Here is a 9411-nt window from a genome sequence, read left to right as displayed (position 1 = left end):
GCGCTGGGCGGAGCGCTCGTCGAGGTGGAGATCGGGGACGACGCGTGATCCGGACGCTGGTGGTCGAGGACGAGAAGGTAGCGGCGCAGGCGCACGCCCAGTACGTGCGGGAGGTGCCCGGCTTCGAGGTCGCAGCGGTCGCGATGTCGGCGCAGGAGGCCGCGCGGGTGCTGCGCGAGGAGGCGATCGACCTGGTCCTGCTCGACATGCATCTGCCCGACGGGCACGGCCTCGAGCTGCTGCGTCGGCTCCGAGCGGCCGGGAGCCGGGTCGACGTCATCGCGGTCACGTCGGCGCGCGACGTGGAGATCGTGCGCGACGCGGTGGCCCAGGGCGTGGTCGGCTACCTGATCAAGCCGTTCGCGTTCGGGGCGCTGCGCGAGCGGCTGACCGCGTACCGGACCTTCCACGAAGGGCTCCAGGGCGCCGACGACCTCGACCAGGGTGCGGTCGACCGGATGCTGGAGTCGCTCCGCCCGGTCACCCGCTCGGGGCTGCCGAAGGGGCTGGGCGTCGAGACGCTGCAGCAGGTGAAGGCGGTGCTCGCCGAGCACGGCGCCGCCTCGGCGGGCGAGCTGGCCGAGCACCTGGGGTCGTCGCGGGTCACGGCCCGGCGGTACCTGGAGCACCTCGCCGAGACCGGCGAGGTGGAGCGGGTCACCCGGCTGGGGCGGGCGGGGCGCCCTGAGGTGGAGTACCGACCGCGCGTCTAGCGCTCATCCGTGCACGGTCACCGCGTAGCCGTCGGGATCGGCGAAGGTGAAGGTGCGTCCGAAGGGTCCGTCGACGGGCTGCTGGAGGATCTCGACACCGTGGACGACCAGGTCGTCGTGGACCGCCTGGGCGTCGTCGCTCGCGAGCCACAGCGCCACCCCGGCGCCAGGGCGGGGCGAGACGGCGGCGACGTCGAGCCCGGGCAGCGGCTCGCGGACGGCGAAGGCGACCGGGCTGGTCGCGAAGACGACGGCGCCGGGCGGCGCGACCGGGGCACGCGTGAGGCCGAGCCGCTCCTCGTAGAAGGCGGCGGACGCCTCCAGGTCGGTGACCTGCAAGGCGACGAAGTCGGGTCCGGTGACGGTGGCCATGGGCGCATCCATTCTCTCGTTGTATGTCAGGTTCCTGACACTCAACTGTATGTCAGAATGCTGACATGACGCAACCCGGCATCGACGTCACGCGATCCGTCGGCCTCGCGCTGAAGCGCACCGTCGCGACCCTGCGCTCCGTCATGGACGACGTCCTGCGCCCTCTCGACCTCTCGGTGTCGCAGTACGCGTGCCTGGAGCAGCTGTCTCAGCGACCGGGCCTGTCGGCAGCGGCCCTGGCGCGCCACACGTTCGTCACCCGGCAGTCCGCGCACACGCTGCTCCAGGGCCTGGAGGAGCGAGGCCTGCTCGAGCGGTCGCCGGCGCCGCCGTCAGGCCGAGCACTCCCCCTGCAGCTCACGCCGGCGGGGGCGGACCTGCTGCGGTCGGCCAGCAGTGCCGTCGCGGCGGTGGAGGCGCAGATGGTCTCGGCCGTCGACGCCGGCAGGATCGACCAGCTGCTCGCCGACCTGGACGCCTTCGCGTCGGCCCTCGATCAGTCGGTGGCGTCGGGCGCGGGCGCGCAGGAGGAGCTGCCCCAGTAGTCGCCGAGCAGGTCGACGGCCTCGTCGCCCAGGGGGTTGACCCCGCGCCCCTTGGCCAGGGAGTGCCCGACGAGCACGTGCAGGCACTTGACGCGGGTGGGCATGCCACCGGCGGTGATGCCGTCGACCTCGGGCACGTGCGCGATGGCCTCGCGCTCGGCCAGGTACTGCTCGTGCGCCCTCGCGTACTGGGCGGCGAGGTCTGCGTCGTGGACCAGGCGCTCGCTCATCTCGGCCATCAGTCCGGACGCCTCGAGCGTGCCGATGGCGCCGGCCAGGCGCGGGCACGTGACGTAGTAGAGCGTGGGGAACGGCGTGCCGTCGGGCAGCCGCGGCTCGGTGCGCACCACGTTGGGGTGGCCCGACGGGCAGCGCGAGGCGATCTCGAGCACGCCGCGGGCCGGACGGCCCAGCTGCTCGGCCACCGCCGCCAGGTCGGTCGGGTCCGGCTCAGTCATCGTTCTTCAGCACCTCGTCGGGGTCGGGCACGGGCGTCCTGGCCGACGGGGTGCGTCCCGACGCCTCGACGCTGCCCCACAACGTGTCGTACCACTGCTTCTGGGTGGGGTCGGGCGGGTCGTCGAGCGTGGGGACGTCGCCCTGCACCGTGCCGTCGGACCCGATGACGCGGTAGCCGACCTCGCCGGGCATGACCCAGCCGAAGCGCTCGCGCGCCTGCTGGCGCACGTAGGCGGAGTCGTTCCAGCGGTCCTCGGTGTCGCCGAGGTCCTCGATGGACGCCTCACGCGTGGCGATCTCGGCCTTGAGCTGCTGGATCTCTCCGCGCTGCTGCCACCAGGCGTGCAGCGCCGACGTGTACGAGGCGAGCAGGAGCAGCAGCACCGCGAGCAGCAGCACGGCCCGGGTGGTGAAGCGCTGACCCATGCCGCGGGCCACAGCCGCACCGCTGCGCGGACGGGCCGCGCCGGGCCTGGTGGTCGGGCGGCCGGCCCCTCGACCCGAGCTCGGGCGCGCGGACCCCGCAGCACCGGACGAGCGACCCGAGGGTCGCCGCGCCGGGCCGCCCTTCGGTTTCGGTCGTCCAGGACCGCGGGAGCCGGCCACGGGTCAGAGCGCGAGCCGCGGGAAGGCCGAGGCGCCGGCGTACACGGCCGCCGAGCCGAGGGTCTCCTCGATGCGCAGCAGCTGGTTGTACTTGGCCACGCGGTCGGAGCGGGCCGGGGCACCGGTCTTGATCTGGCCGCAGTTCGTGGCGACGGCGAGGTCGGCGATCGTGACGTCCTCGGTCTCGCCCGAGCGGTGGCTCATCATGTTGCTGAAGCCGTGGCGGTGGGCCAGCTCGACGGCGTCGAGGGTCTCGGTGAGCGAGCCGATCTGGTTGACCTTGACCAGCATCGCGTTGGCGGCGCCCTGCTCGAGGCCGCGGGTGAGCCGCTCGACGTTGGTGACGAACAGGTCGTCGCCGACGATCTGCACCTGGTGGCCGATGCTCTCGGTGAGCGCGATCCAGCCGTCCCAGTCCTCCTCGTCGAGCGGGTCCTCGATCGAGACGATCGGGTACGCGCCCACGAGCTCGGCGTAGTAGTCGGCCATCTCGGCCGAGCTCTTCTTCGCGCCCTCGAACGTGTAGGAGCCCTTCTCGAAGAACTCCGAGCTGGCGACGTCGAGCGCGAGGGCGATGTCGGTGCCGAGCTTCAGGCCGGTCGTGTCGACGGCCGTGGCGATGAGGTCGAGCGCGGCACGGTTGGACGACAGGCTGGGCGCGAAGCCACCCTCGTCGCCGAGGCCGGTGGACAGGCCGTCCTTCTTGAGGACGGACTTGAGCGCGTGGTAGACCTCGGTGCCCTGGCGCAGCGCCTCGGCGAAGGTGGGCGCGCCGATGGGCGCGATCATGAACTCCTGCACGTCGACGTTGGAGTCGGCGTGGGCGCCGCCGTTGAGGATGTTCATCATCGGCACGGGCAGCACGTGGGCGTTGGGTCCGCCGACGTAGCGGAACAGCGGCAGGCCGGCCGAGTCGGCGGCAGCCTTCGCGAGGGCGAGCGAGACGCCGAGGATGGCGTTGGCGCCCAGCTCGGCCTTGTTCGGGGTGCCGTCGAGCGCGATCATCGCGGCGTCGACCGCCCGCTGGTCGTCGGCGTCGAAGCCCACGATCTCGGCGGCGATCGTGGTGTTCACGGCCTCGACGGCCTTGCGGACGCCCTTGCCGAGGTAGCGGTCGCCACCGTCGCGCAGCTCCACGGCCTCGAACTGGCCGGTGGACGCACCGGACGGCACGGCCGCACGACCGATCGTCCCGTCGTCGAGGGCGACCTCGACCTCGACGGTGGGGTTGCCGCGCGAGTCGAGGATCTCGCGCGCTCCGACGGCTTCGATGCTGGCCATGCTGCTCCTGCTGGTGAGGGGTTCAGGTGGTGCTGCGGTCTGCCCCCAGCCTAGTGCGGCCCGAACACGTCTCGCGCCAGGCGCGGGGCCACGCAGGATTCTGCCTTCGCGAGCGGAACGTCGAACGATGCTGCGTTCGTGACGGGATCCGGTGGCGAACGCAGCATCGATCGGCCGACCTCGCACGAACGCAGGATCGTGCGTCCTCAGCCGAGGCGGGAGCGGACGGCCCGACGGAGGGCCTCCTCGGCGTCGACGCCCTGGGCGCGGGCCTCGGCGACCAGCTGCAGCAGGCGCGAGCCGACGTCGTCGCCGGAGATGTCGAGGTCGGGCACGCGGTCGAGCGCCTTGCGGGCCGTGGCCAGGGCGGGCAGGTCGCGGGCGATGCCCTCCAGCGGCGACTCACGCGGCTTCTCCTGCGCCTTGACCGCCTGCCAGGCGGCGTCGATCTCCTCGGGGGTGCGGGCGTCACCGTCGGCGAAGACGTGCGGGTTGCGGCGCACGAGCTTGTCGGTGATGCCCGCGGCCACGTCGTCGACGTCCCACCCCTCCCCCGTGTCGGCGGCGACGGCGGCGTGGAACACCACCTGCATCAGCAGGTCGCCGAGCTCCTCGCGCAGCAGGTCGGAGTCACCCGCGTCGAGGGCCTCGAGGGTCTCGTACGTCTCCTCCAGCAGGTAGCGGCCGAGGGAGTCGTGCGTCTGGCCCCGCGTCCAGGCGCACTCGGCGCGCAGACGGGCCATCACGTCGACCAGGTCGAGCAGGCGCTCGCCCGGCCGCTCACCCTCGTGCCGACTCACGAGCCCACCCTCACGACCAGGCCCCTCACGAGCAGCCCCCTCACGAACAGCGCTGCGTGGCCGGCGCGACGAGCGGGGCGTCCTCGTTGAGGACGTCGGAGGAGACCGAGAGCGAGCCGGTGGCCGCGACCTGCTGGCCGTCGTCGCCGAGGCCGAAGCGCGGGTCGATGCTCACGTCGGCGGCCTTCACGGCGTCGGCGAGCACGGCCCGGCCGGCCTGCTGGACGTCGTCGGCGTTCTGCTCGGTCACCTGCTCGCCGGTCTCGGCGACGCCCAGCTGCTCGGCGATCGCGTAGGTGCGCTGGCCGGCCTCAAGCACGCGGACGGCCTCGTCGAGGTCGACGTCGGGCAGGGCCTGCGCCACCTGGTCGCGCTGGGCGCGGGTGAACTCGTAGTCACTGGGCGAGATCGAGATGTCCTCGCGCTCGGCGAGCTCGTCGGCCACCACGCCGCTGACCAGCTCGGCCACCGCCTGGCGCCGGACGTCGGCGTTGTCGACCGTGCTCCCGCCGGCCTGGGCGCTGGAGAACAGCGAGACCTGGCAGAAGACCACGGCCGCGCGGTCGGCCTGGTCCATCGAGATGGTGGTGCCGTCGACGACCGCCGCCGCACCGGGACTGATCGAGCCGCCGCACCCGGCGGCCAGGAACCCGGCCAGGACGGCGGGCACGACCTTGGACGTGACGGGGATCACCGGACGCAACCTCATGGCGGCCACCTTAGCGAGCGCCGACGACCACGGGTCAGCGGTCGTACGCCTCGAGGATGAGGTCGGCGGCGCTGGCCGCGGCGAGCTCGCCCGACAGCACGGCCTCGCGCACCTCGTCGCGCACCCGGGCGACGTCCTCGTCGGTGCGCAGGCGCTGGTCCAGCTCGTCGCGCACGAGCGCCCAGGTGAACTCCAGCTGCTGCTGGGCGCGCTTCTCGCGCAGCCCCTTCTGGCCCAGGAACTCGCGGTGCCGCACGAGCCGGTTCCACACCGTGTCGATGCCGCGGTGCTCCAGCGCCGAGCACGTGACGACGGGCGGCACCCAGCCATGCGTGCCGGCGTAGACGAGACGCAGCGCCCCGGCGAGGTCCTTGGCGGTCACCTCGGCCTCCTGGGCGCGCTCGCCGTCGGCCTTGTTGACGGCGATCACGTCGGCGATCTCCAGGATCCCCTTCTTGATGCCCTGCAGCTGGTCACCGGTGCGCGCGATGGTGAGGAACAGGAAGGTGTCGACCATGCCGGCCACCGTGATCTCGGACTGGCCGACGCCCACGGTCTCGACGAGCACGACGTCGTAGCCGGCGGCCTCGAGGACGGTCATGGCCTGCGACGTGGCCCGCGCGACGCCGCCGAGGGTGCCGGCGCTCGGCGAGGGCCGGATGTAGGCCTGGGGGCTGACCGCCAGCTGGGCCATGCGCGTCTTGTCGCCCAGCACCGAGCCGCCGGTGCGCACGCTCGACGGGTCGACCGCCAGCACGCCCACGCGCTTGCCCTGCTCGACGAGGTGGGTGCCGAGGGCCTCGATGAACGTGCTCTTGCCGACGCCGGGCACGCCGGAGATGCCGACCCGCACCGCTCCCCCGGCGTTCGGGGTGAGGGCGGCGAGCAGCTCCCGCGACGCCGCCCGGTGGTCCGCGCGGCTGGACTCGACGAGCGTGATGGCCCGCGAGACCCCCGCGCGACGTCCGTCGAGGACGTCCGCGGCGAGCTTCTCGACGTCGGTCATGCGCGCCGCCGCCCGCTGTCAAGCCGTCCACAGGTTTCGTGCGGACGGGATCGACCGTGTCGCGGACCCCTGGAAAGATCGGCTCGGACGCACGACACTGAAGGGGTGATCGAGGTGAACGAGCCGCAGGTGTGGACGCTGATCGGCGTCTTCGGAACGGCCCTGTTCGGCATGCTCACGCTCATGTCGACCATGTTCGTCCGGATCCTGCGCACCGAGATCGGGTCCCTGCGCACCGAGATGCGCACCGAGATCGGGTCGCTGCGCAGCGAGATGGGCACCGAGCTCCGATCCGTGCGGGGCGAGATCGGGTCCCTGCGGACCGAGATGCAGGCCGAGTTCGCCTCGGTCCGCACCGAGATCAAGTACCTCGACCGCGACGTCCAGGCGTTGTCGCGTCGCGTGTTCGGCGACGACGCCGCCTGACCCGCCACGCGGCACCTCGACGAGCTCGGCGCACGCACCGGCATCAGGACCCGTCGCCGGTGCGCAGCCGGTCGAGCAGGCTGAGCGCGGAGTCGGCGATGACGGTGCCGGGCAGGAACACCTCGGCCGCCCCCATCTCCTTGAGCGTCGGGACGTCGTCGGGCGGGATGACGCCGCCCATGACGATCATGATGTCCTCACCACCCAGGTCGGCCAGCGCCTTCTTGAGCTCGGGCAGCAGCGCGAGGTGGCCGGCCGCGAGGCTCGACACGCCGACGATGTGCACGTCGGCGTCGACCGCCTGCTGCGCGACCTCCTCGGGCGTGGAGAACAGCGGTCCCACGTCGACGTCGAAGCCCATGTCGGCGAACGCCGTGACGATGACCTTCTGGCCGCGGTCGTGACCGTCCTGGCCCATCTTGGCCACGAGGATCCGGGGGCGTCGGCCCTCCGCCTTCTCGAAGGCGGCGGTGGCGTCGACGACCTTGCCGATGTTGCCGCCCTGGCCCGCCTCGGTCCTGTACACACCGGAGATCGTACGGATGACGGCCTGGTGCCGGCCGTAGACCTTCTCGAGCGCGTCGGAGATCTCGCCGACGGTGGCCTTGGCGCGGGCGGCGTCGACCGCGAGGGCCAGCAGGTTGCCGTCGAGCGAGCCGTCGCTGGACGACCCGCGCTCGGCGCTGGCGGTGAGTGCCGCGAGCGTGCGCTCGACCTCGGCGGGGTCGCGCTCGGCACGCAGCCGCTCCAGCTTGGCCACCTGCTGGGAGTAGACCGACGCGTTGTCGACCTTGAGCACGTCGAGCGGGTCCTCGTCGGCGAGCCGGTAGGTGTTCACGCCGATGACGGCCTGCTGGCCGGAGTCGATGCGGGCCTGCGTGCGCGCCGCGGCCTCCTCGATGCGCATCTTCGGGATGCCGGCCTCGATGGCCTTCGACATGCCGCCGGCCTTCTCGACCTCCTGGATGTGCGCCCAGGCACGGTTGGCCAGGTCGTGGGTCAGCTTCTCCACGTAGTAGGAGCCGCCCCACGGGTCGATGATCCCGGTGGTGCCGGACTCCTGCTGCAGCAGCAGCTGGGTGTTGCGGGCGATGCGTGCACTGAAGTCGGTGGGCAGCGCGATGGCCTCGTCGAGCGCGTTGGTGTGCAGGCTCTGGGTGTGGCCCTGCGTGGCCGCCATGGCCTCGATGCAGGTGCGCTGCACGTTGTTGAACACGTCCTGGGCGGTGAGGCTCCAGCCCGACGTCTGGCTGTGGGTGCGCAGGCTCAGGCTCTTGGGGTTCTTCGGGTCGAAGTCGCTCACGAGCCGCGCCCACAGGGCACGGGCCGCGCGCATCTTCGCGATCTCCATGTAGAAGTTCATGCCGATCGCCCAGAAGAAGCTGAGCCGCGGCGCGAAGGCGTCGATGTCGAGGCCGACGTCGAGACCGGCACGGATGTACTCCACGCCGTCGGCCAGCGTGTACGCCAGCTCGAGGTCGTTCGTGGCCCCGGCCTCCTGGATGTGGTACCCGGAGATCGAGATGGAGTTGAACCGCGGCATCCGCTGCGCCGTGTACGCGAAGATGTCGGAGATGATCCGCATCGACGGCGCCGGCGGGTAGATGTAGGTGTTGCGGACCATGAACTCCTTGAGGATGTCGTTCTGGATGGTCCCCGAGAGCTGCTCCGGCTTCACCCCCTGCTCCTCGGCAGCGACGATGTAGAGCGCGAGGACCGGCAGCACCGCGCCGTTCATGGTCATCGACACGCTCATCTCGTCGAGCGGGATGCCGTCGAACAGCTCACGCGCGTCGTAGATGGAGTCGATGGCCACACCGGCCATGCCGACGTCGCCCTTCACCCGCGGGTGGTCGGAGTCGTACCCGCGGTGGGTGGCGAGGTCGAACGCGACCGACAGTCCCTTCTGGCCGGCCGCGAGGTTGCGGCGGTAGAAGGCGTTGGACTCCTGCGCCGTCGAGAACCCGGCGTACTGGCGGATGGTCCAGGGCTGCGTCGAGTACATGGCCGGGTACGGCCCGCGCAGGAAGGGCGCCAGGCCCGGGTAGGTGTCGAGGGCGTCGACGTCGGCGAGGTCGTCGGCGGTGTAGAGGTTCTTGACCGCGATGCCCTCGGGTGCGTCCCACGGCTCGGCGCCCTCGACGGCAGAGGCGTACGCGCCTGCGTCGGGGGCGGGTGGCTGCTCGGGGTCCAGCGGCTGTCCGGCGAACGAGGCGGGGATCGTCACGAGGCCAGCTCCTCTCGGGTGCGGCGCAGGAAGGCCAGGGCGTCGAGCCCGGCCGCGCAGGAGTCGTCGACGTCGGCGGAGACGGCGTCGGGCTTGCCGGCCACGACCACGTGGCGGGCACCGGCCTCGCGCAGGGCGGCGACCAGCTCGCCACCCCACTCGCCGTAGAGCGGGTCGGGTCCGGTCAGGCACACGACGGCGGGTGCGTCGGCCTGGCGGTACGCCTCCACGACGGCGTCCACCCCGTCGGTGGCGCCGGCCGTGACG

10 protein-coding genes and 2 pseudogenes are annotated in these 9411 nt (G+C 72.1%); 3 read left to right on the top strand and 9 right to left on the bottom strand.

Annotation, left to right across the window (positions count from 1 at the left end; genetic code table 11):
* Positions 1 to 44 precede the first annotated feature (44 nt).
* On the top strand, positions 45 to 713 hold the full coding sequence (locus ASF38_RS18065; RefSeq protein WP_056580201.1) for a response regulator: 669 nt from the start codon (positions 45 to 47) through the stop codon (positions 711 to 713).
* A gap of 3 nt (positions 714 to 716) precedes the next feature.
* On the opposite strand, the gene ASF38_RS09710 is transcribed toward ASF38_RS18065, so the two are convergent.
* The gene (locus ASF38_RS09710; RefSeq protein ID WP_056575554.1) at positions 717 to 1085 is read right to left on the bottom strand and encodes a VOC family protein; all 369 of its coding nucleotides are present in this window, start codon (positions 1083 to 1085) and stop codon (positions 717 to 719) included.
* Between the two features lie 65 nt (positions 1086 to 1150).
* Here ASF38_RS09710 and ASF38_RS09705 point away from each other — a divergent pair, with 65 nt between their 5' ends.
* A complete protein-coding gene (locus tag ASF38_RS09705; RefSeq protein ID WP_055964545.1) occupies positions 1151 to 1630 on the top strand; it encodes a MarR family winged helix-turn-helix transcriptional regulator in 480 nt (159 codons plus the stop codon).
* Here the strand turns inward: ASF38_RS09705 and ASF38_RS09700 are convergent.
* The 6 genes from ASF38_RS09700 to meaB all read right to left on the bottom strand — a co-directional run bounded on the left by ASF38_RS09700 (position 1582) and on the right by meaB (position 6491).
* Entirely contained in the window at positions 1582 to 2088 is a 507-nt protein-coding gene (locus ASF38_RS09700) for a DUF501 domain-containing protein (protein WP_056575552.1), read from the bottom strand. The genes ASF38_RS09705 and ASF38_RS09700 overlap by 49 nt on opposite strands.
* Positions 2081 to 2515 (bottom strand): septum formation initiator family protein, encoded by a 435-nt coding sequence (locus ASF38_RS09695; protein WP_156366888.1) that lies wholly within the window; start codon positions 2513 to 2515, stop codon positions 2081 to 2083. The genes ASF38_RS09700 and ASF38_RS09695 overlap by 8 nt, the downstream gene beginning before the upstream one ends.
* Positions 2516 to 2698: 183 nt before the next feature.
* On the bottom strand, positions 2699 to 3976 hold the full coding sequence (gene eno / locus ASF38_RS09690) for a phosphopyruvate hydratase (protein ID WP_056553378.1): 1278 nt from the start codon (positions 3974 to 3976) through the stop codon (positions 2699 to 2701).
* Positions 3977 to 4182: 206 nt separating this feature from the next.
* Complete coding sequence (locus tag ASF38_RS09685; RefSeq protein ID WP_056575549.1) at positions 4183 to 4776, bottom strand: MazG family protein; 594 nt, start codon at positions 4774 to 4776, stop codon at positions 4183 to 4185.
* A gap of 40 nt (positions 4777 to 4816) precedes the next feature.
* Positions 4817 to 5485 carry a hypothetical protein gene (locus ASF38_RS09680; protein WP_156366887.1) on the bottom strand — a complete coding sequence of 223 codons (669 nt, stop codon included), beginning with the start codon at positions 5483 to 5485 and terminating at the stop codon, positions 4817 to 4819.
* A 34-nt stretch (positions 5486 to 5519) separates the two neighbouring features.
* Positions 5520 to 6491 carry a methylmalonyl Co-A mutase-associated GTPase MeaB gene (gene meaB / locus ASF38_RS09675; protein WP_055964527.1) on the bottom strand — a complete coding sequence of 324 codons (972 nt, stop codon included), beginning with the start codon at positions 6489 to 6491 and terminating at the stop codon, positions 5520 to 5522.
* A 105-nt stretch (positions 6492 to 6596) separates the two neighbouring features.
* On the opposite strand from meaB, the gene ASF38_RS09670 reads away from it, so the two are divergent.
* A complete protein-coding gene (locus ASF38_RS09670) occupies positions 6597 to 6917 on the top strand; it encodes a hypothetical protein (protein ID WP_200914497.1) in 321 nt (106 codons plus the stop codon).
* 43 nt (positions 6918 to 6960) lie between these two features.
* Here the strand turns inward: ASF38_RS09670 and scpA are convergent.
* Both scpA and ASF38_RS19360 read right to left on the bottom strand, forming a co-directional pair.
* Positions 6961 to 9054: pseudogene (scpA, locus tag ASF38_RS09665) on the bottom strand (methylmalonyl-CoA mutase); the annotation flags it as partial.
* Positions 9055 to 9140: 86 nt separating this feature from the next.
* A pseudogene (locus ASF38_RS19360) lies at positions 9141 to 9411 on the bottom strand (methylmalonyl-CoA mutase); the annotation flags it as partial.

Origin of the sequence: Aeromicrobium sp. Leaf272 (genome assembly GCF_001422865.1) — a bacterium.
GTDB lineage: Bacteria > Actinomycetota > Actinomycetes > Propionibacteriales > Nocardioidaceae > Aeromicrobium.
The sequence above is the reverse complement of the archived record's forward strand: the minus strand, read 5'-3'. Positions and strand labels throughout refer to the sequence as shown.